The 19874-nt window shown below is 65.3% G+C and carries 22 protein-coding genes; 8 read left to right on the forward strand and 14 right to left on the reverse strand.

Features of this window, described 5'->3' with window-relative positions:
• Positions 1 to 15 precede the first annotated feature (15 nt).
• Positions 16 to 1446: a sensor histidine kinase gene (locus FR943_RS04810; RefSeq protein WP_217155211.1), complete on the forward strand. Its 1431-nt coding sequence runs from the start codon at positions 16 to 18 to the stop codon at positions 1444 to 1446.
• Here the strand turns inward: FR943_RS04810 and FR943_RS04815 are convergent.
• Complete coding sequence (locus FR943_RS04815; RefSeq protein ID WP_217155212.1) at positions 1406 to 1822, reverse strand: HIT family protein; 417 nt, start codon at positions 1820 to 1822, stop codon at positions 1406 to 1408. The genes FR943_RS04810 and FR943_RS04815 overlap by 41 nt on opposite strands.
• A 191-nt stretch (positions 1823 to 2013) precedes the next feature.
• Between FR943_RS04815 and FR943_RS04820 the strand changes: the two genes are divergently transcribed.
• Positions 2014 to 2982, forward strand: coding sequence for an acyl-ACP desaturase (locus FR943_RS04820; RefSeq protein WP_217155213.1), 969 nt, complete (start codon positions 2014 to 2016; stop codon positions 2980 to 2982).
• 3 nt (positions 2983 to 2985) lie between these two features.
• Here the strand turns inward: FR943_RS04820 and FR943_RS04825 are convergent, their stop codons facing one another.
• From FR943_RS04825 to FR943_RS04865, 9 genes are all read right to left on the reverse strand, one after another.
• A complete protein-coding gene (locus FR943_RS04825) occupies positions 2986 to 3813 on the reverse strand; it encodes an SDR family NAD(P)-dependent oxidoreductase (RefSeq protein ID WP_217155386.1) in 828 nt (275 codons plus the stop codon).
• Positions 3814 to 3842: 29 nt separating this feature from the next.
• Positions 3843 to 4268, reverse strand: a complete 426-nt coding sequence (locus FR943_RS04830) for a nuclear transport factor 2 family protein (protein WP_217155214.1) — start codon at positions 4266 to 4268, stop codon at positions 3843 to 3845.
• A 98-nt stretch (positions 4269 to 4366) separates the two neighbouring features.
• Positions 4367 to 5500 carry an NDMA-dependent alcohol dehydrogenase gene (locus FR943_RS04835; RefSeq protein ID WP_217155215.1) on the reverse strand — a complete coding sequence of 378 codons (1134 nt, stop codon included), beginning with the start codon at positions 5498 to 5500 and terminating at the stop codon, positions 4367 to 4369.
• 93 nt (positions 5501 to 5593) lie between these two features.
• A complete protein-coding gene (locus tag FR943_RS04840; protein WP_217155216.1) occupies positions 5594 to 6133 on the reverse strand; it encodes a nuclear transport factor 2 family protein in 540 nt (179 codons plus the stop codon).
• 55 nt (positions 6134 to 6188) lie between these two features.
• Positions 6189 to 6401 (reverse strand): ferredoxin, encoded by a 213-nt coding sequence (locus FR943_RS04845; protein WP_217155217.1) that lies wholly within the window; start codon positions 6399 to 6401, stop codon positions 6189 to 6191.
• A gap of 9 nt (positions 6402 to 6410) precedes the next feature.
• Complete coding sequence (gene cyp51 / locus FR943_RS04850; RefSeq protein ID WP_217155218.1) at positions 6411 to 7772, reverse strand: lanosterol 14-alpha demethylase; 1362 nt, start codon at positions 7770 to 7772, stop codon at positions 6411 to 6413.
• A 7-nt stretch (positions 7773 to 7779) separates the two neighbouring features.
• Entirely contained in the window at positions 7780 to 8589 is an 810-nt protein-coding gene (locus FR943_RS04855; RefSeq protein WP_217155219.1) for an SDR family oxidoreductase, read from the reverse strand.
• Between the two features lie 27 nt (positions 8590 to 8616).
• Positions 8617 to 9828, reverse strand: coding sequence for a cytochrome P450 (locus FR943_RS04860; protein ID WP_217155220.1), 1212 nt, complete (start codon positions 9826 to 9828; stop codon positions 8617 to 8619).
• Entirely contained in the window at positions 9828 to 10436 is a 609-nt protein-coding gene (locus FR943_RS04865) for a TetR family transcriptional regulator (RefSeq protein WP_217155221.1), read from the reverse strand. Before FR943_RS04865 ends, FR943_RS04860 begins: the two co-directional genes overlap by 1 nt.
• A gap of 189 nt (positions 10437 to 10625) precedes the next feature.
• On the opposite strand from FR943_RS04865, the gene FR943_RS04870 reads away from it, so the two are divergent.
• From FR943_RS04870 to FR943_RS04890, 5 genes are read left to right on the forward strand one after another with little or no spacing between them, the layout of a single operon-like run.
• A complete protein-coding gene (locus FR943_RS04870) occupies positions 10626 to 12095 on the forward strand; it encodes an aldehyde dehydrogenase (RefSeq protein ID WP_217155222.1) in 1470 nt (489 codons plus the stop codon).
• Between the two features lie 18 nt (positions 12096 to 12113).
• Positions 12114 to 12878, forward strand: a complete 765-nt coding sequence (locus FR943_RS04875; protein ID WP_217155223.1) for an SDR family oxidoreductase — start codon at positions 12114 to 12116, stop codon at positions 12876 to 12878.
• Positions 12875 to 13753, forward strand: coding sequence for an NAD(P)-dependent oxidoreductase (locus tag FR943_RS04880; RefSeq protein ID WP_217155224.1), 879 nt, complete (start codon positions 12875 to 12877; stop codon positions 13751 to 13753). The genes FR943_RS04875 and FR943_RS04880 overlap by 4 nt, the downstream gene beginning before the upstream one ends.
• A gap of 10 nt (positions 13754 to 13763) precedes the next feature.
• Positions 13764 to 14207 carry a carboxymuconolactone decarboxylase family protein gene (locus FR943_RS04885; protein WP_217155225.1) on the forward strand — a complete coding sequence of 148 codons (444 nt, stop codon included), beginning with the start codon at positions 13764 to 13766 and terminating at the stop codon, positions 14205 to 14207.
• Positions 14197 to 15423: a hypothetical protein gene (locus FR943_RS04890; protein ID WP_217155226.1), complete on the forward strand. Its 1227-nt coding sequence runs from the start codon at positions 14197 to 14199 to the stop codon at positions 15421 to 15423. The genes FR943_RS04885 and FR943_RS04890 overlap by 11 nt, the downstream gene beginning before the upstream one ends.
• 22 nt (positions 15424 to 15445) lie before the next feature.
• Here the strand turns inward: FR943_RS04890 and FR943_RS04895 are convergent, their stop codons facing one another.
• Both FR943_RS04895 and FR943_RS04900 read right to left on the reverse strand, forming a co-directional pair.
• Entirely contained in the window at positions 15446 to 16444 is a 999-nt protein-coding gene (locus FR943_RS04895) for an EspA/EspE family type VII secretion system effector (RefSeq protein ID WP_217155227.1), read from the reverse strand.
• A 139-nt stretch (positions 16445 to 16583) separates the two neighbouring features.
• A complete protein-coding gene (locus FR943_RS04900; RefSeq protein WP_246584848.1) occupies positions 16584 to 16958 on the reverse strand; it encodes a hypothetical protein in 375 nt (124 codons plus the stop codon).
• Between the two features lie 275 nt (positions 16959 to 17233).
• Between FR943_RS04900 and FR943_RS04905 the strand changes: the two genes are divergently transcribed.
• Complete coding sequence (locus tag FR943_RS04905) at positions 17234 to 17941, forward strand: M15 family metallopeptidase (RefSeq protein WP_217155228.1); 708 nt, start codon at positions 17234 to 17236, stop codon at positions 17939 to 17941.
• A 5-nt stretch (positions 17942 to 17946) separates the two neighbouring features.
• Here the strand turns inward: FR943_RS04905 and FR943_RS04910 are convergent, their stop codons facing one another.
• Together FR943_RS04910 and FR943_RS04915 are read right to left on the reverse strand one after the other, a co-directional pair.
• Positions 17947 to 18576, reverse strand: a complete 630-nt coding sequence (locus tag FR943_RS04910) for a TetR/AcrR family transcriptional regulator (protein WP_217155229.1) — start codon at positions 18574 to 18576, stop codon at positions 17947 to 17949.
• A gap of 38 nt (positions 18577 to 18614) precedes the next feature.
• Positions 18615 to 19841 carry a cytochrome P450 gene (locus FR943_RS04915; RefSeq protein ID WP_217155388.1) on the reverse strand — a complete coding sequence of 409 codons (1227 nt, stop codon included), beginning with the start codon at positions 19839 to 19841 and terminating at the stop codon, positions 18615 to 18617.
• Positions 19842 to 19874: the final 33 nt, after the last annotated feature.

The raw sequence follows: 19874 nt of genomic DNA on the forward strand, positions 1-19874 counted from the left end.
CGGCATACTTTTGAGGTGTTCGACCGGGTAGAGCGGCACGGTGTGCCGCTGCGGGTGGGCCTGGTGGCCGCCGCCCTGGTCCTGGTGGCATGCGGCCTGCTGGCCTCGGGTGTCGCGGTGACCTCGATCATGCGGCACACCGAGATCAGCCGCATCGATCAGACGCTGCTCGACGCGTCCCGCAGTTGGGCGCAGGAACCGCGCCAGATGCCGTCGGCCCCGCTGGAGGGACCGAACCCGGCGCGCCCGCCGTCGAATTTCTACGTGCGTGGCGTCGGCCAGGACGGCAGCACGTGGATCGCGGTCAACGACCGGGAGGCCGAACCGGAGTTGCCCGGCGACAACGACGTGGGCCCGGTGCCGGTGACCGTCAAGTCCGTCGACTCCGACGTGCAGTGGCGGGCGATGACGGTGCAGGGGCCCAACGGTGAACGCACCACCGTCGCCATCGACCTGTCCGATGTGCAGTCGTCGGTGCGGGCCCTGATCTGGTCGCAGGTCGGCATCGGCACGGTGGTGCTGCTGATCCTGGGCATCGTCGGCTACGCGGTGGTGCACCGCAGCCTGCGCCCGCTGGTCGAGGTGGAGCAGACCGCCGCCGCGATCGCCGCGGGCCAGCTGGATCGCCGTGTCCCCGAACGAGATCCGCGCACCGAGGTGGGGCGGTTGTCGCTGGCGCTCAACGGGATGCTCGCGCAGATCCAGCGGGCCGTGGCGTCCTCGGACGCCTCGGCCGAGCAGGCCCGCACTTCCGAGGACCGGATGCGGCGGTTCATCACCGATGCCAGCCACGAACTGCGGACCCCGCTGACCACGATCCGCGGGTTCGCCGAGCTGTACCGCCAGGGCGCTGCGCGCGACGTCGACATGCTGATGGGCCGTATCGAAAGCGAGTCCCGGCGGATGGGTCTGCTCGTCGAGGATCTGCTGTTGCTGGCGCGACTCGACGCACAACGGCCGCTGGAGCAGCGCCGGGTCGACCTGTTGGCCCTGGCCACCGACGCCGTGCACGACACGCAGTCGATCGCACCGGGTCGTGACGTGCGGATGGAGGTCTTCGACGGCCCCGGCACCCCCGAGGTGCTCGGCGACGAGCCCCGGCTGCGTCAGGTGTTGAGCAACCTCGTCGCCAACGCGGTGCAGCACACCCCCGAGGCCGCCGCGATCACGGTGCGCGTCGGTACCGAAGGCGAGGACGCGATCATCGAGGTGTGCGACGAGGGCCCGGGCATGACGAAGGACGACGCACTGCGGGTGTTCGAACGGTTCTACCGGGCCGACACGTCGCGTACCCGCGCCAGCGGCGGCACCGGGCTGGGCCTGTCGATCGTGCATTCCCTGGTGCTGGCGCACGGCGGCACGGTGCGGGTCACCACGGCCCCCGGCGAGGGCTGCCGGTTCACCGTCAGCTTGCCGAGGATTGCAGATCTGCCAGCGCGGCTTTGATCTTGGCCTGTGCCTCGTCGAGGGATTCGGCCGACGGGTTGTTGTCGACGTGGGCGAAGCCGAAATCGGTGAGGTTGTAGGCCGGGAACACGTGCACGTGCAGGTGCGGCACCTCGAGTCCGGCGATGATCACGCCGGCGCGCTGTGCGCCGAACCCCCGGCACACGGCCTTGCCGATCAGCTGTGACACTTCCATCACCCGGCTGAACACCGCAGGGTCGACATCCTGCCAGTTGTCGATCTCGGCCCGGGGAACCACCAGGGTGTGGCCCTGGGTCATCGGCGCGATGGTCAGGAACGCGACGATCTCATCGTCTTCGTAGACGAATCGCCCGGGCAGTTCTCCGTTGATGATCTTCGTGAAGACGGACGCCATGGTGTCAAAGCATAGTGAGGCCTTCGGTGCCGTAGGGTGAGCCCTGTTTGCTACGCGTACTGCCTTTGATTAGCCGACCTAATTAATGGGTTCCGCGCAACGTTTGCGCAACACCAGGGTGTCGGGGCGGGTTGGACGAATCCGCGGCCCGTATACAGAGAACCACCGACGCATCGCTATGAAAGGGCACCATGCCGAAAGAACTGGCCGATGCCGTGCTGATCGCCGAACTCGAGCCGATCGCCGAAGACAACCTCAACCGGCACTTGACCACCACCAAGGACTGGTATCCGCACGACTATGTCCCCTGGGACTCGGGCCGGAACTTCGCCGCCACCGGTGGGCAGGACTGGGCGCTTGAGCAGTCACCGCTGAACGACGTCGCGCGGGCGGCGATGATCACCAACCTGCTCACCGAGGACAACCTGCCCTCGTACCACCGCGAGGCCGCCGGCAGCTTCTCGCAGGACGGCGCCTGGGGGGCCTGGGTGAATCGGTGGACGGCCGAGGAGAACCGGCACGGCATCGCGATCCGTGACTATCTGGTGGTCACCCGCGGCGTCGACCTCGTGGCGCTGGAACAGGCCCGCATGGAGCATGTGACCAACAGCTTCACCTCGACCGACGAAGAGCGGGCTCTGCACAACTCGGAATTTCTGATGTCGGTGGCCTACGTGACCTTCCAGGAGCTCGCCACCCGGGTCAGCCACCGCAACACCGGCAAGGCCTGTGACGATCCGATCGCCGACCGGTTGCTGCAGCGCATCGCCGCCGACGAGAACCTGCACATGATCTTCTACCGGAACATGTGCGGCGCCGCGCTCGAACTCTCACCCGATCAGGCCCTGGACGCCGTCGCCGCCGTCGTCGAGAACTTCCGGATGCCGGGGCAGGGCATGCCGGACTTCCGCCGCAACGGTGTGTTGATGGCCAAACACGGGATCTACGATCTGCGCCAGCATCTCGAAGAGGTCGTCATGCCGAACCTGCGCAAGTGGCGCATCTTCGAGCGCGGCGATTTCAGTGCCCGCGGCGAAGCCCGCCGCGACCAACTGGCGGCCTTCCTCGAGGATCTCCAGGGCAAGGTGCTCAAGTTCGAGGAACAGCGCGACCGCATGCTCGCCCGCGAGGCCGCCAAACGAGAGCGTCAGGCTTCCTGACCGTCATGCCTTCGAGATCGCGGCGTGCAGCTCCGCGGGCGTCCACGGCGGTGCGCTGTGATGATCCCGGTAGGCAATGAAACCGGGTGTGGGCCGAGCGAATTCACCGACGAAACCGCCCGCGGCGATGAAGATACGGCCGGTCACGTCCTTGGCGGCGTCGCTGACCAGATAGCCGTATGTAGGGGCCACGTACTCCGGTGGCGCGGCGTCCAGCGCGCCCTGCATGCTGACCTCGTCGAGTAACCCGCGCCGGTTGAGATCGGCGATGTGCTTCTCGTAGTCCGGCCCGGTGGACAGCCGGGTCCGCGCACCGGGGCACACCACGTTGGCCCGCACCCCGTGCTCCTTGAGTTCGGCGGCGATCGCCAGGGTCAGCCCGTTCACCGCGCCCTTGCCGGCCGGATAGCCGGTGCCGCCGTAATCTCCCAGGAACGCAAAGGAACTGGTGTTGACGATGGCGCCGCCGCCCTGGGCCACCATCTTCGGTGCGACCGCCCGGCAGGTCTCGAAGACGGTGCCCAGGTGCGCGTCGAGCAGGTTGCGAAACTCCGCGCTCGTCACGTTCAAAATCGACGATCCGGCCGGCTCGGCGGTGCCGGCACAGTTGACCAGGATGTCGACCCGGCCGAACTCGGCGACGCAGGTCGCAGCGAGCGCGTCGGCGACATCCGGGTCGGCGGGTGAACCGGCATGGGCCACCCCGGAAATCCGTTGTGCCGCCGCACGTGCGGCGTCGGCGTCGCGGCCGTTGACCACGACACCGGCACCCTCGGCGGCGAGGAGTTCGGCGACCGCCAGGCCGACGCCCCGGGTGCCGCCGACCACGATCGCGCCGCGGCCGGTCAGCGTGCCGCCGGTCAGTTCTCTTCCTGTGCGAACACCATGGCATCCATGTTCCAGTAGCCGCGCAGATTCGTGATCAGACCTTCGTCGTTCACCTTGTAGGTGAAGACACCGCGCACCGTAGCGGTGAAGCCGTTGGGAAACTCGGTGCGCAGCACCAGGATGTAGGCGATCTCGTTCGGCGAGCTGGACGGGAACGTCGCCTCGCACGTGACGGTCAGCTTGTTGGGCCCGATGTTGGTGTCGTAGAACGCGGCAAGTGCTTCCTTGCCCTTGACCCCGGTGCCGTCGGGATTGGTGACGGCCTCACCGATCGGGTCCTCGACCAGGACGTCGTCGGCCATGAGCGCCAGCCAGCCCTCGCGGTCACCGGCCTGCACACATCGCCACGATGCCTGCGAGGCGATCACCACGGGTGCCTGGGTTTGTGTCTCGGTCACGGGTTTCCCTCCGAACGAAAATGCCGAAACGGCATTCCAGCAGGTCGTTACTCGACCTTTTCCTGCTGGAATGCCATTTCGGGGGTGATGACGGGTGGTTAGCGATCAGCGTCCGTGTAGCGGATGACGCCGCGGATGTTACGACCCTCCAGCATGTCCCGGTAGCCGTCGTTGATCTGCTCCAGCTTGTACTGACGGGTGACCATGTCATCGAGGTTCAGCCGGCCGGCCTTGTACATGCTCAGCAGCTGCGGGATGTCGTGGTGCGGGTTGCCGCCGCCGAAGATGGTGCCCTGCAGGCGCTTCTGCAGCAGCGTCAGCATCGACAGGTTCAGCTTGACGTCGCTTTCGGCCATGTTCGCCACCGCGGTGGCCACCACGGTGCCGCCCTTGGCGGTGATGTTCATGTAGTGGTCGATGTCCTCGCCCTTGAGCTCACCGACGGTGACGATGGTCTTGTGGGCCATCCGGCCCTGGGTGACCTCGGCGACCCCGGCCATCGCGGAGAAGATGTCCGGATAGGCATGGGTGGCACCGAACTTCAGGGCGTTCTCGCGCTTGAACTCGACCGGGTCGACAGCGAAGACGTTGCGCGCACCGGCGGCCAGTGCGCCCTGCAGGGCACCGGTGCCGACCCCGCCGACACCGACGATCACCACGTCGTCACCCGGACGGACGTCGCCGCTGCGCACTGCCGAGCCGTAGCCAGTGGTGACACCGCATCCGACCAGGCAGGCCACCTCGAACGGGATCGACGGATCGATCTTCACCACCGAGCTCTTGTGCACCACCATGTAGGGGCTGAACGTGCCGAGCAGTGTCATCGGGATGACGGGCTGCCCGTTCTTGACCGCATGGACGCGGTGGGTGCCGTCGGAGACGGCGGTGCCGCCCAGCAGTCCCGCGCCCAGGTCGCACAGGTTGCGCAGGCCCTCCTGACAGGCCGGACACTCACCGCACGACGGGATGAACGACAGCACGACGTGGTCACCGGGGGCGATGTGATCGACACCGGGGCCGACCTCGGTGACGATGCCCGCGCCCTCGTGGCCGCCGAGCACCGGGAACCCTGCCATCGGGATGTCGCCGGTCACCAGGTGATGGTCGGAGTGGCACATGCCCGAGGCTTCCATCTGAATTTTGACCTCGTCCTTGACGGGGTCACCGATCTCGATCTCCTCGATCGACCACGGTTGGTTGAACTCCCAGATGAGAGCGCCTTTTGTCTTCATCCGCATGTGCCTTCCACTAGAGCCGTTGACCACAGACTAGAGCCAATAGTTGCCTGGGTCACACCCACCCCCAAGCAACTGCTTGGCCGGGAGCTACCAGATCTTGACCGGCGCCTCACCCAGCGGGTAGTAGCCGGGCAGTTTCTCGCCGGCCAGGCTGCGTTCGATGCGCTTTTGCATGGTGGCGGTCAGATCGCCCGAGGAGATCAGGTTCATGAACGCCTTCTGCACGTGCCCGAAGTCGAAGAAGTCGCGCTGCCACTCGATGAGCAACTGGTCGTTGAGCCGGAACCAGCTGCCGCCGATGCCGTAGATCTCGGCGGTGCTGCCGTCGGACTTGTGGGCGATCTGCTTCCAGAAGCCGACGATCTCGTTCTGCTTCTCGTCGATCAGCACCCGCTGGTACTCGTAGACCCAGTTCTCCAGGCCTTCCATCTCCAAGCCCAGTGCGGTGTCACGGATTTCGTCCTTGCCGACGCACATCACGTCTTCCTTGGGCCCGATGTTCCAGCCGTAGGTGGCATCCTCGGTGTAGAACTCGGCCAGCGGCTTCCAGTCACCGGCCTTCTCGGCCTCCTGGTTGGCCTTCAGCCAGCGATCGGACCAGGCTTCTAACGCTTCTCTTGACGCCATGTCATTCCTTCTCTGTGTTTGATGGTCGATTTCCTCACCTTCGCTCGTTCCTCGCTCAGGTGTCGGCAATCTCGGTGATGGACAGTGCTCGGGTGGGACACATCTCGACGGCCAGCTCGACGGCGTCACGGAGCTCGTCTGGGGGTTCAGAATCGAGGATCTCGACGACGCCGCGTTTGGGCACCCGGAACACGTCCGGCGCTTCGAGCTCACACATGGCGTGGCCCTGGCACAGATCTTCGTCGACCTCAACGCGGTAGCAACCCATGGGTGCCTCCTAGACCCGCTTCCGGTAGCGCACCTTGGCCGGCTGAGCCAGCTGCACGACCATCTTGGAGTGGTCGTTCTGGTAGCTCTCGGCCGGCTGGGACATCTCGAACTCGTACTCGCGCAGCAGAACCGAGAAGATCGCCTTGATCTGCATCTGGGCGAACGCCGCACCCACGCAACGGTGCTTACCGGCGCCGAAGGGGATCCAGGTCCACCGGTTGATCAGGTCTTCCTGGCGCGGCTTCTCATAGCGGGCAGGATCGAACGCGTCCGGCTCGGGGAAATCTTCCGGGATCCGGTTGGAGATCGCCGGGGAGGCCGCCACCATCTGACCCTTGTGGATCGGATGGCCCGACACCTCGAACTCGTCCTGCGCGACGCGCATCAGGATGATCAGCGGCGGATGCAGGCGCAGGGTCTCCTTGAGCGAGTTGTCCAGCTTCGGAATCTGCCGCAGCGCATGGAAACTCACCTCCTGGCCGTCCGCGTAGAGATCGTCGAGCTCCTGCTGCACCTGCGCGTACACGTCGGGGTTGCGCAGCAGCTCGATGAGCGTCCACGAGGACGTGCCCGAGCTGGTGTGGTGCCCGGCGAACATCAGCGAGATGAACATCCCGGTGACCTCGTTGGCCGAAAACCGGGGATTGCCCTCGTCGTCCTTGATCGAGACCAGAACGTCGAGCAGGTCGCGATCCTCCTTGCCCTTCGGCGGATTGGCAATGCGACCGTCCATGATCTCCTGCACCAGCGCAACGAGTTTGACGCGCGATTCGTCGCGGATGCGGAAGCTCTCGATGTCCAGGTAGGGATCGACGTAGCAGAGCGGGTCGGTGCCCCGCTCCAACTGGTGGTAGTACTCGGCGAACCGGCGATCGAGCTGTTCGCGGAACTTCAGCCCGATCAGGCAAGCCGTCGAGGTGTAGATCGTCAGTTCGGAGAAGAAGTCGAGCAGTTCGATCTCGCCCTCGTCGCCCCAATCGGCGATGATCTTCTTGACCTCGTTCTCGATGGTGGCCGCGTGGCCCTTCATCTGCTCACCGCGCAGCGCGGTGTTGTGCAGCATCTCGGCGCGGCGCTCGGGATCGGCGTCGAACACCACGCCCTCACCGAAGATCGGGGTCATGAACGGGTAGGCCTCGGCCTGGTTCAGTTCACTGTCGCTGGATCGGAAGAAGAACTCGTTGGCCTCCGCGCCGCTCAGCAGCACCACCTGCTTGTCGGCCAGCTGAAACCAGCCGACGTCACCGCACTCGTCCCGGATGCGCTGCATCAGACCGATCGGGTCGGTGCGGAATTCTTCCAGGTGGCCGTGTTCGTCTTCTTCGCCACCGGAAACCCGTTGAACTTCTTTGAGTTCAGAGCTTGTCATGTTCTCCTCAGCCTTCCACTCTCAGCTTCTGGCGATCCTTGACATCGGCGAGCGGAGCTTCGGGCTGAATCTCCAGTTCGGCGATGAAGCCGCCGCGGGGCGTTTCCGCGACGAAGGTGATGGCCCGCGCGAGGTCGGCCGCGCGCAGGAAGTAGTCGTGCCGAGCCTGACCCCACTTGGCCCAGTCCTCCAGCATCTCGCCGACCTTGTCCATCGGCGCGCTCCAGCCCATGGCGGTCTTGGTGGGCCCGGGATGGACGACGGAGGCGCGTACACCGGTGCCCTCCAGTTCCATCTGCAGGGTCTTGGCCATGCCCAGCAGGCCGGCCTTGGCGGCGCCGTAGCCGCCCATGTACGGCCGCGGACGCAGGGACACGTCCGAGCCGACGAAGATGATGTCGCCGCGACGGCGCTCGACCATGCCCGGAAGCACCGCGGTGGCAAGGCGATTGGCACCGATCAGGTGAATCTGGACCTGGTTCTCGAACTCGTCGGTGCTGATCTCGTGAAGCTGGCCGAAGAACGTGTCACCGGCGCCGGCCACCAGCAGCTCGATGTCGCCGAGTGCCTCGGTGGCGCTGTGCACGAACGACTTGACCGACTCGGCGTCGGTGACGTCGAGCGGCAACGCGATCGCCTCGCCGCCACCGGCTTTGATCTCGTCGACCAGTTCCTGGCATTTCTCGACGCGGCGTGCACCGAGAGCGACCGGAAAACCGTGCGCAGCGAGTTCGGTCGCCGTGGCGGCGCCGATGCCGGACGACGCGCCGGCCACGATGGCCGGTCGGCGGTCGGGATGGGGTTCGAAACGGGCCATTTAGTGTGCCTTAATCTGGTTGGGTTTTCAGCGGTGGGACACCGCAATTGGCAGGTGAGCGAATCCACGGACACTGCTGGAGTGGACGCGGACGGCGTTGGCCTCGTCCACCTCGTATCCGCGGATTCGCTTGAACAACTCGGTCAGTGCCACCCGGGCCTCCATGCGCGCCAGATGCGCGCCCAGGCAGAAATGGGCTCCACTGCCGAAACTCACCAATTTCGGGCCGATCTCGCGATCGATCCGGTATTCGTCGGGGTTCTCGAAGACGCGCTCGTCTCGGTTCGCCGAGCCGATCAGCAGCACCAGCACATCGCCGGCGGGCACCGTGGTGTCGTAGTACGTCTGGTCCTCGGTGACCAGCCGCGCCAGGATCTGGCTGGAGGCGTCATAGCGCAGGGTCTCCTCGACCCACGGCACGACCAAGGCGTGGTTGTCGAACACCGGGGCCAGCTGGTCGGGATTCTTGAAACCCCAGTACGCGGCGTTGGCAAGGAGTTTGGTGGTCGTCTCGTTACCGGCGACCACCATCAAGAACAGGAAGGCCATGATCTCGTCGTCGGTGAGCCGGTCGCCGTCGATCTCGGCCTCCACCAGTGCCGACGTCAGGTCCTCGGTGCGGTTCTTGCGGCGCTGCTTCACCATGTCGGCGTAGTAGACCAGCAGTTCCCCGGAGGCGGCGATCGCGGATTCGGGGACATCGGCGACACCGTCCTCACGGTGCATGACGCCGTCGGCAAGCGCCCGGATGCGAACCCGGTCCTCGTCCGGCACGCCCATCAGTTCGGAGATGACGTCCATGGGGAGCTTGCCTGCGAAATCGTCTACGAAATCGATGGAGCCGGATGTTCCGATCTCTAGTGCCGTATCGAGGTGCTGGTGGGCGATCTCGGTGACCCGGCCCTCCAGTTCGCGGATCCGCCGCGGGGTGAATCCCTTCGAGACCAGAGTGCGTAACCGGAGGTGGCCGGGATCGTCGAGGGCGAGGAACGACATCACCCGGTGGGCTTCGTCATTGCGGGAGATCGGATCCAGGGAGACGCCGTGCTTGTTGGACAGCGTGACGCTGTTGCGGAAACCGGCGACCACGTCCTTGTGCCGCGACAACGCCCAGAACTTGAGCTCCTCGTTGTGATAGAGCGGCGCCTCGTCGCGCAGGCGGCGGTAGTAGGGGTACGGATCCTCGTGGAATTCGTAGTCGTACGGGTCGAGGATCGGTTTGACTATGTCCAAGCTCATCAGTGCTCTCCGAGGATGAGGCCGACCACGTAGGTCAGTCGGTCGGCGATCTGGCGGTAGGTGAAGGCGCCGCTGCCGGCATTGACCAGCGCGCCGAAGAACGTCATCTCGAGGGCGGAGACGATCCGCGAATCGGCATCGGGCCCGACGGCCGAACGGATGCGCTTGTGGATCTCGGCGCCGATGCGGTCGCGCACTTTGCGCACCGCCGGATCGGTGCCGCCGCCCAGCAGGGCTGTGGTGCAGGCGGCCGCGACCTCGGGCTCGTCGGCCACCACCAGGGTCAGTGCCCGCAACGCCTTGTCGACGCGGGTGGTCATGGAGTCGTTCACGTCGGTGAAGTACGGGCACTGGCTGACCAGGTCCAGGTACATCTCGGCGATTAGGTGGTTCTTCGACGAGAAGTAGGTGTAGGCCGTGGCCGGCGCGACCCCGGCGCGAGCCGCGACCGCGCGCACGGTCAGATCGGCGTAGGACGACTCGCGCAACATCTCGGTTCCGGCGGTCAGGACCTTGCGGAAGGTCTCTTCCTGCCGGCGGTTGCGCGGCGCCTCCTTGTCTGGCTCCGGAGCTGGCTCTGTGACTGCGGACACCGCATCGCTGGACACATGTCCAAGTTATCCGACGATGTCGTGGTTGAGCAAGTATGGATTTCGAAAGCCCTAGGTGAACTGCGAATTTTTACCCGCAAGCGATCCTGTCAGGTCGCGCCCTTGCGGCTCGACATTGTCTACGGCTATCGTTCGAAGCGAGACAGCCGGACAGTTGTCCAGAATCTTCTGAAGTGGAGTTCACCGATGCCGGTACTGGCCGATCGCCAGAGTCAACTGCTTATCGACGGCAAGCTCGTCGCCGGGGGCGGCGGAGTATTCGAGACCGTCAACCCCGCCACCGAGGAAGTGCTCGGCGTCGCTGCCGACGCGAACGCCGAGGACATGGGCAACGCCATCGAGGCGGCCCGCCGCGCCTTCGATGACACCGACTGGTCGACGAACACCGCACTGCGGGTGCGCTGCCTGCGGCAGCTGCGCGACGCGTTGCGTGAAAATATCGAGGAATTGCGGGAATTGACCATCGCCGAGGTCGGCGCACCCCGCATGCTCACCGCCGGCGCGCAACTGGAAGGTCCGATCGACGATCTCGCCTACTCGGCCGACACTGCCGAGAACTATGAGTGGACAACCGATCTCGGCTACGCCACCCCGCAGGGCATCCCGACCAACCGCAAGATCGCGCGGGAGGCAGTAGGCGTCGTCGGGGCCATCACCCCGTGGAACTTCCCGCACCAGATCAATCTCGCCAAGGTAGGCCCGGCGCTGGCCGCCGGCAACACCCTGATTCTCAAGCCCGCGCCGGACACCCCGTGGGCGGCCGCGGCCATCGGCCAGATCATCGCCGAGCAGACCGATTTCCCGGCCGGCGTGATCAACATCGTCACCTCCAACGATCACGCTGTGGGCGCGCTGCTGTCCAAAGACCCTCGGGTGGACATGGTTTCGTTCACCGGTTCGACCGCCACCGGACGTGCGGTGATGACCGACGCGGCGCTCACGCTCAAGAAGGTTTTCCTGGAGCTCGGTGGCAAGTCGGCGTTCCTGGTGCTCGACGACGCCGACCTGGCCGGGGCCTGCTCGATGGCGGCGTTCACCGTGGCCATGCACGCCGGCCAGGGCTGCGCGATCACCACCCGCCTGGTGGTGCCCCGGTCGCGTTATGACGAGGCCGTCGAGGCCGCAGCGGCCACCCTGGGCGGCATCAAGCCCGGCGACCCCAACAGCAAGCGCACCGTGTGCGGCCCGCTGATCTCGGCCCGCCAGCGCGACCGGGTGCAGTCCTACCTGGACCTGGCCCTGCAGGAGGGCGGCCGATTCGCCTGCGGCGGTGGCCGTCCCGCGGACCTGGACACCGGGTTTTTCATCGAACCGACCGTGATCGCCGGTCTGGACAACAGTGCCCGGGTGTCCCGCGAGGAGATCTTCGGGCCGGTGCTGACCGTGATCGCCCACGACGGCGACGACGATGCAGTGCGGATCGCCAATGACTCGCCGTACGGACTGTCGGGCACCGTGTTCTCCGGTGACGACGCCCGCGCCCAGGCCGTCGCCGCCCGGATGCGTGTCGGCACCGTCAACGTCAACGGCGGCATCTGGTACTCGGCCGATGCCCCGTTCGGCGGCTACAAGCAATCCGGAATCGGCCGCGAGATGGGCCTGGCCGGCTTCGAGGAATACACCGAAATCAAGTGCGTCGCGACGCTCGCGAACTAGGGGACTGAGGAGAGATTTATGACGAAGTTCGACTCTGATTTTAAAGATAAGGTGGCCATCGTCACCGGCGCCGGTGGCGGCATCGGCCAGGCCTACGCCGAGGCGCTGGCACGTGAGGGCGCCGCGGTCGTGGTGGCCGACATCAACACCGAAGGCGCGCAGAAGGTCACCGACGGCATCAAAGGCGAGGGCGGTAATGCGCTCGCGGTGCGCGTCGACGTCTCCGACATCGACTCGGCCAAGGACATGGCGGCCCAGGCTCTTTCGGAGTTCGGTGGCATCGACTACCTGGTCAACAACGCCGCGATCTTCGGCGGCATGAAGCTGGACTTCCTGCTCACCGTCGACTGGGAGTACTACAAGAAGTTCATGAGCGTGAACCTCGACGGCGCCCTGGTGTGTACCCGCGCGGTGTACCGCAAGATGGCCAAGCGTGGCGGCGGCGCCATCGTCAACCAGTCCTCGACCGCGGCCTGGCTGTACGCCAACTACTACGGCCTGGCCAAGGTCGGCATCAACGGCCTGACCCAGCAACTCTCGCGTGAACTCGGCGGACAGAACATCCGGATCAACGCCATCGCGCCCGGCCCGATCGACACCGAGGCCAACCGCACCACCACTCCCAAGGAGATGGTGGACGACATCGTCAAGGGAATCCCGTTGTCCCGCATGGGGCAGCCCGAGGACCTGGTCGGTATGTGCCTGTTCCTGCTGAGTGATCAGGCCAAGTGGATCACCGGTCAGATCTTCAACGTCGACGGCGGACAGATCATCCGGTCATGAGCGGCGAACGCTCGCGCGAGGAGCAGACCAGCACCGTGAAATACGGATACATCGGCCTGGGCAACATGGGCGCCCCGATGGCCAAGCGGCTGGCGCAGTGGCCGGGCGGCTTCGTCGTGTACGACGTGCGCGCCGAATCCATGGCGCCTTTCGAGGAGCTCGGGGCGACACTGGCCGGCGACGTGGCAGACGTTGCTCAGGCCGACATCATCAGCATCACGGTGCTCAACGACGAGCAGGTGCGGTCGGTGATCGCCGACCTGGCACCAAAGCTGAAGCCGGAGACGGTGATCGTGATTCACTCGACGATCAGCGACACCACTGCCGCCGAGCTCGCCGAGCAGTACAAGCCGCAAGGTATCTACATCGTCGACGCCCCGGTCAGCGGTGGCGGCGCGGCCGCCGAGAAGGGTGAATTGGCCATCATGGTCGGCGCTGAGCGGCCTGTCTACGAGCGGATCAAGCCGGCGCTCAAGCAGTTCGGCTCGATGGTGATCCACGCCGGCGAGCCGGGTGCCGGCACCCGGATGAAGCTGGCCCGCAACATGCTGACCTTCACCTCCTACGCTGCGGCGTGCGAAGCGATGAAGCTGGCCGAGGCGGCCGGCCTGGATCTGGGCGCGCTGGGTCGCGTGGTGCGTCACACCGATGCGCTGACCAGCGGGCCGGGTGCCATCATCGTGCGCGAGAACATGGCCGAGCTGACCCCGGATCACTGGCTCTACGATGCCTTCACTCACACCCGCGGTTTGGGGGAGAAGGACCTGAGCCTGGCCATCGGTTTGGGTGACGTTGTGGGAGTGGATCTTCCATTGGCCCAGGTGGCCTTGCAGAGGTTGGCCGACGGCCTCGGCGTACCGCACAAGGACGATTAGGAGTACTTCGATGGACGAGTTGCGCGCCACGGGCCTGGCCAAGATGAACGAGGTCTACGGCTGGGAGATGCCGAACATCGAAGGCGATCCGTACTTCGACCTCACCGTCGACCACCTGTTCGGCACGATCTGGAACAAGCCCGGCCTGTCGATGCGTGAGAAGCGGCTGATGACATTGACCTGCGTCACCGCTGTCGGTTCGCAAGACCTCGCCGAGATCCAGGTCAATGCAGCGTTGCTCAACGAGGAGTTCACCGCCGAGGAACTCAAGGACATCGCCATCTTCCTCACCCAGTACCTCGGCTTCCCCCTGGGTTCCGCTCTCAACGGCACCGTGTCGAAGGTGGTGGCCAAGCGCCGCAAGGCCGCCGAGAAGGGGCTCGACGAGGACCGGAAGGCGAATGTCAACGCCGCGGTCAAGATGAACACCGGGAGCGAGCTCGATGACAAGTAGATACGCCTCGCTGAGCCGGGACGAGCTGGTCACGCTGGTACCGGAGCTGCTGCTCATCGGACAGATGATCGACCGCTCCGGGATGGCCTGGTGCATCAGCAATTTCGGCCGCGAAGAGATGTTGCAGATCGCGATCGAGGAGTGGGCGGCATCCAGCCCGATTTACACCCGGCGGATGCAGAAGGCCCTCAAGTACGAGGGCGTCGACATCATCACCATCTTCAAGGGCCTGCAACTCGACATCGGTGCGCCTCCGCAGTTCATGGACTTCCGCTACATCGTCCACGACCGGTGGCACGGTGAGTTCTACCTCGACCACTGTGGGGCGCTGCTCGACGTCGAGCCGATGGGCGAGGACTACGTACGCGGCATGTGCCACGACATCGAAGATCCGACCTTTGATGCCACCGCGCTGGCCACCAACCGCAAATGCCAGGTGCGGCCGATCCACCGGCCGCCCCGGACCCCGGCGGATCGGCACCCGCACTGCGCCTGGACCGTCATCATCGACGAGTCCTATCCCGAGGTCGACGACATCCCGACGCTTGAGGTGATCGGCCGGACCCGAGCTGCTCAAACGGTTCTCGATCCGATCGACCCATCCGATCAGGGTGAATCCGACTACTCGGGCCCGCTGTTGTCGGACTTCGACTTCGCGGCGTTCTCCCACTCGGCGCTGGTTCGCATCGCCGACGAAGTGTGCCTGCAGATGCATCTACTGAACCTGTCGTTCGTCATCGCCGTGGGCGCCCGGGCCGGTGCGAACACCGAGCTGGCCACCGAGATCTGCACCAAGCAGCTGATCGGACTGGCCGGCCTGGCCGGCGAACGCATCCACAAGGCCCTGAACCTGCCCGGCGGTATCGAAGGCGCGATGCGGGTGCTGGAACTGCATCCGTTGTTCAACCCGGCGGCCTACGTCGATGCCGAGTTCGGCCCGGACACCGTGTCGGTGCGCCGCTCGGCTGCCCACCAGGACGGTGCCTGGATCGCACTGACCGGGCCGGGCGAGACCCGGCCGTTGCGGGCGATCGTGGCCGGGGTCGACCCGCACCTGTCCGTCGAGGTCATCGGATCCGATGACCAATGGACCGCCCGAGTGATCGAAACTGAGACCGCGGCAAAGGAATTGGACGAGGTTGCGGTGGCGAAGTTCAGCGGCGGGGCGTCCTTCGTGTTCGAGCCGCGGAAGTCGCTGCCGCTGACCGTGGTGTAGGAAAAGAAGGGTGTTGGAATCCCTACTCCGGCACCCAAACCCCGGAATCGGGGATGAGTTCCCGGTATCCGCGGGGTGCAAGCTCGCCGGGTGCCAACCGCACGATCTCATCGAGACGCACCGGGTTGGTCACCGGATCGGGTATGTACTCGGGCTGGGGCACATTCACCCGGTTGGGGTCGTGGCTGGGGGGCTGACCTGGGACCCACACACCCGAGTCGGGCACCAGTTCGGTATAGCCCCGGGGACCAAGCCCGCCAGGCTCCGTGTAGACGATATCGTCGAGATCGACCGGATACTTCGCGCGGTGTGGAACGTAACCTGGGCTATTCGGGTCGGGCACCCAGGTTCCGGAATTGGGCACCAACTCCATGTAACCGGGTGGCCCGGGCTGTCCCGGTTCGAGGTGCCTGATGTCCGCCAGGTCAAGGGTGCCCTTGGGTCCATACACCTCGTCGAGGGCAGTCTCGGCCGCATCGTCAATCCAGTTATGGAAGCTTGCCGGCTTGGCGTCGAGGGCGCCATTTTCCTCCCCGACTCCTTCGTACTCCCGACCGATCTCACGGATGTCGTCACCAATTGCAGCCATCTCGGCACTGGACTGTGTGATGACCTCGGTGATCTCGCCGATGCCCTTGTTGGCGATGATTAACTTCATCTTCTCGCCCGACGGGCCACCAGGCGTCGCCGCCGCTGCACTCGTGGCCCAGGCATGGATTTGGTCCAGGCTCTGGCGGCCTGCGGTGACGACGTTGGCACTGCGGTTGAGTTCGGCGGACATGCGTTGGTCGAGCTCGGCCAACTTGCCGTAGGTGCCGGCATGCAGTTCATTCTTCACGGCGTAGGAGTCGGCGGCTGTCCCTTGCCAACGCGAATCCGGCTTGGCGGTTGCGACCGTTGACTGCATGCGACGAAGTTCGTCGGCGCCCTTGTCGAACTCGGTGCCGTCTTGCGGGACGCCGGAGCCGAATGTTTCGCGCGCTTGTGACCATGTCGAATGGAATCCGTCCAGCGCGCTCACAGTTCTCCCTCGTCAGTCGGTCATGATCGAGTCTAAGGGGGTTCTCGATGCCCACAGGTCGGCAATTTCGCTGCCTGCTATCCGCTGCGGCCCGTGTTCGAGCCACGGAAGTCACTGCCGCTGACGGTGGTGTGAGCAGCTACCGACTCGCGGCCACGGTCAGCATCAGGCAGCCGTCACCCCACGGCTCCAGCATCACGTCGGACGGGAAGGTCACGCGGTGGTCTTCGGTGCGCAGGAAGTCGGGGCTGATACCGGCGGCTTTGATGGGTTCGCCTTTGAGTTTGAACACCAGTAGGTTGCCCTTGGAGTCCGGGTACCTGCTCCTGATGACCGGGGCGCCGACGGTGTTCTCGATGAACTCACGGTCGGAATACTCGTCGAACAGGTGCACCTCGTCCCAGTCCCAACTCGTGAACTCGCTGAGTCGTCCTGACCTGTGCTCGAGTACCAGGCTTCGCAACCCGCGGTCGAGGCGCTGATCGTTGTAGTCGATCGCCATCGAGTCCTTCATCAGCCCGCAGCCGGTGCCGAGGAGACAAATCAATATCGCAATTACCAAGTATCGCAACACTTTTGCCTTCACGCGACGGTGTTTGCCAGGTGCGAGCAGCACGCCCGGCGCGACGTCTGCCGCGCAGCATCTGGACACCACTAATACCCCCAGTTGACAACCCCCGTGCAGATATTACGCAGGCTCCGGGCTGGCCGGGGCGGAATTGCCGACAGACGGCGGCGAAGCCGGCACTTGACCACGGGCCTGCCAGTTCCGCGATCTACAGTCGCAAGGTGGGCATCGCAACCGTCCGCGCATGTGCCCTGGTGGTGGGCCTTATCGCCGGGTGCCTGATAGCGTGCGCCGAGGGTGGCCCGGATTCGATCCAGACGTCGGGGGCTTCCGTCACCGCGCCGCAGACTCCGTCCCCCGGGGTGGTGGCGAAGCAAACCGCGCGGGTTCAGCCGGTGGACGCAGCGGCGCTGGGGACCACCTGGCGATCGGGATGCCCGGTACCACCCGCCGATCTTCGCCGGATCACCCTGTCCTATTTCGGTTTTGACGGTCGTTCGCACCGCGGCGAGTTGGTCGTACACCGGGATGCGGTCCGCGATGTGATCGAGATCTTCGGGGATCTGCGTTCGGCCCGATTCCCGATCGAGAAGATGCGGACGGTGGACAACTATCCCCGCGCCTCCGACGAGCTGTCCATGCAGGACAACAACACCTCGGCGTTCAACTGCCGGCCCCTGCCGAGCGGGGCATGGTCATTGCACGCCTACGGCCGTGCGGTCGACATCAACCCGTTGGTCAACCCGTACATCTCGGAATCCGGTGATTTGCAGCCGAAAACGGCCCGGGCATATCTTGACCGCGCCCGCGCCGATCAGGGGATGATCCGCGACGGTGACGTAGTGGTGCGGACCTTCGCCGAGCGTGGCTGGCGGTGGGGTGGGCATTGGCGTGACCCGATCGACTACCAGCATTTCGAACGACGCTGACCGCGCTAGATTCCCGCGGACGGCCGCTCAGTCGCAAAATTCCCGACCACCACCGTCGAGCCGACCCACCGACGCAGGTAGCTGCGCAGTGCTTCACCGGTGCGCGGAGGACGGCCTGGGTCGATCACGAAGGACTGGATGATCCGCAGCAGGTGCTCGGCGAGTTCATCGAGCTCGGCGTCGGTGTAGTCCAGCTCGGCCCAGTCGACGTCCAATTTCCGCAGCATGGCCCGGGCAAAGTCGACGGCGACATCCGATGTCACCGACTCGGTGTGGGCGTTCGCACGGCCAGGTGCGACAAGCAAACCGATGTGTTTGTCGTGGGGCAGCCATTCCAGGGCGGTGGCGATCGATTCGGTGACCGCTTCGACCGGGTCGGTCACGCCCTTGAGGTGGGCAGCGATCCGGTCCAGGAAGTCGCCGGCCGCATGCACTGCCGCGGCCACCAGCAGGGCCTCGGTGCTGGGGAAGTAGCGGTACACGGTTTGGCGGGTGACGCCGAGGGTGCGCGCCACGTCGGCGATGGAGAAGTCGGCCCCACGTTCGTCGATGGCGTTGCCCGCCGCGACGAGAATGCGGGCAATCGCCTCCTCGTCGCTGGCCGGCGCCGAACCGGCCCACCCGTGCGTTCGCATGGGCGAATCCTAGATCAACGACTGGTGAGAAACCGTGATCAGCCAGAGTAGGAGACCGGCAGCTCTTTGATGCCGTTGATCCAGCCGGAGCGCAGCCGTTGCGGCTCACCGAGTTTGGTGATGTCGGGAATCTGGTCGGCGATCTGGTTGAACATCAGCTTGATCTCCATGCGGGCCAGGTTGGCGCCGATGCAGAAATGTGCGCCGTTTCCACCGAAGGCCAGGTGCGGGTTCGGGTTGCGCAGGATGTCGAATCGGAACGGGGAGTCGAAGACCTCTTCGTCGTAGTTGGCCGAGCTGTAGAACAGCCCGGCCCGCTGCCCGGCCTTGATCGTCACGTCACCGACCTGGGTGTCGACCAGCGCGGTGCGCTGGAAGCAGTGCACCGGGGTGGCCCAGCGGATGATCTCGTCGACCGCGGTCTGGGGACGCTCACGCTTGAAAAGCTCCCACTGGTCCGGGTTTTCGAGGAATGCGTTCATGCCGTGAGTCATGGCGTTGCGGGTGGTCTCGTTGCCGGCCACGGCCAGCAGGATCACGAAGAACGCGAACTCCACCTCGGTGATGGCTTCTCCGTCCAGATCCGCCTGCACCAGTCGCGTCACGATGTCGTCGGCCGGGCACTTCCGTCGCTGTTCGGCCATGGTGTACGCATAACCCATCAGCTCGGCGTTGGCCATCGTGGGATCGGCGTCGAAATCGGGATCGTCGGTGTTGATGATCGCGTTGGACCAGTGGAACACCTTCTCCCGGTCCTCCTCGGGCACGCCGATCAGATCGGCGATCGCCAGCAGCGGCAGTCCGACGGCGATGTCGTCGACAAAATTGCCAGTGTCCTTCTGCGCGGCCTTGGCCACGATGTCGCGGGCCGCCACGGCCAGCTTCTCCTCCAGCACGGCCACCGAGCGTGGGGTGAACAGCCGTGAGACCAGCTTGCGCAGCCGGGTGTGCTCGGGTGCGTCGTGGTTGATCAACAGCGCCTTGGTCAGGTCGAGCTGCTCGGCGGTGACGCTGTCCGGTAGCCGCATGACCGCGCCTTTGGCGTTGGTGGACCACACGTCGCCGCCGTTGCGGGAGATGGCCTTGACGTCTTCGTGACGGGTGATCACCCAGTAGCCGCCGTCGTTGAAGATCGATTCGCCCTGCTCGTTCCACCACACCGGCGCGGTCTTGCGTAGTTCGGCGAATTCCTGCACGGGGATGCCACGGAGCAGGACGTCGGGATCGGTGAAGTCGTAACCGGCACCGAACGGGCAGGCACTCATGGTGGTCAAGGCGGGTCATCTCCTGATGTGACG

Source organism: [Mycobacterium] fortunisiensis (assembly GCF_019050325.1).
In the GTDB taxonomy this organism is placed as follows: domain Bacteria; phylum Actinomycetota; class Actinomycetes; order Mycobacteriales; family Mycobacteriaceae; genus Mycobacterium; species Mycobacterium fortunisiensis.

Bases quoted from the DNA above. Each gene is read 5' to 3' on its own strand.
- FR943_RS04815 (WP_217155212.1), bottom strand. From the start codon at position 1,822: ATGGCGTCCGTCTTCACGAAGATCATCAACGGAGAACTGCCCGGGCGA.
- FR943_RS04820 (WP_217155213.1), top strand. From the start codon at position 2,014: ATGCCGAAAGAACTGGCCGATGCCGTGCTGATCGCCGAACTCGAGCCG.
- FR943_RS04835 (WP_217155215.1), bottom strand. From the start codon at position 5,500: ATGAAGACAAAAGGCGCTCTCATCTGGGAGTTCAACCAACCGTGGTCG.
- FR943_RS04840 (WP_217155216.1), bottom strand. From the start codon at position 6,133: ATGGCGTCAAGAGAAGCGTTAGAAGCCTGGTCCGATCGCTGGCTGAAG.
- FR943_RS04845 (WP_217155217.1), bottom strand. From the start codon at position 6,401: ATGGGTTGCTACCGCGTTGAGGTCGACGAAGATCTGTGCCAGGGCCAC.
- cyp51 (WP_217155218.1), bottom strand. From the start codon at position 7,772: ATGACAAGCTCTGAACTCAAAGAAGTTCAACGGGTTTCCGGTGGCGAA.
- FR943_RS04855 (WP_217155219.1), bottom strand. From the start codon at position 8,589: ATGGCCCGTTTCGAACCCCATCCCGACCGCCGACCGGCCATCGTGGCC.
- FR943_RS04860 (WP_217155220.1), bottom strand. From the start codon at position 9,828: ATGAGCTTGGACATAGTCAAACCGATCCTCGACCCGTACGACTACGAA.
- FR943_RS04870 (WP_217155222.1), top strand. From the start codon at position 10,626: ATGCCGGTACTGGCCGATCGCCAGAGTCAACTGCTTATCGACGGCAAG.
- FR943_RS04875 (WP_217155223.1), top strand. From the start codon at position 12,114: ATGACGAAGTTCGACTCTGATTTTAAAGATAAGGTGGCCATCGTCACC.
- FR943_RS04880 (WP_217155224.1), top strand. From the start codon at position 12,875: ATGAGCGGCGAACGCTCGCGCGAGGAGCAGACCAGCACCGTGAAATAC.
- FR943_RS04885 (WP_217155225.1), top strand. From the start codon at position 13,764: ATGGACGAGTTGCGCGCCACGGGCCTGGCCAAGATGAACGAGGTCTAC.
- FR943_RS04890 (WP_217155226.1), top strand. From the start codon at position 14,197: ATGACAAGTAGATACGCCTCGCTGAGCCGGGACGAGCTGGTCACGCTG.
- FR943_RS04900 (WP_246584848.1), bottom strand. From the start codon at position 16,958: ATGAAGGACTCGATGGCGATCGACTACAACGATCAGCGCCTCGACCGC.
- FR943_RS04910 (WP_217155229.1), bottom strand. From the start codon at position 18,576: ATGCGAACGCACGGGTGGGCCGGTTCGGCGCCGGCCAGCGACGAGGAG.
- FR943_RS04915 (WP_217155388.1), bottom strand. From the start codon at position 19,841: ATGAGTGCCTGCCCGTTCGGTGCCGGTTACGACTTCACCGATCCCGAC.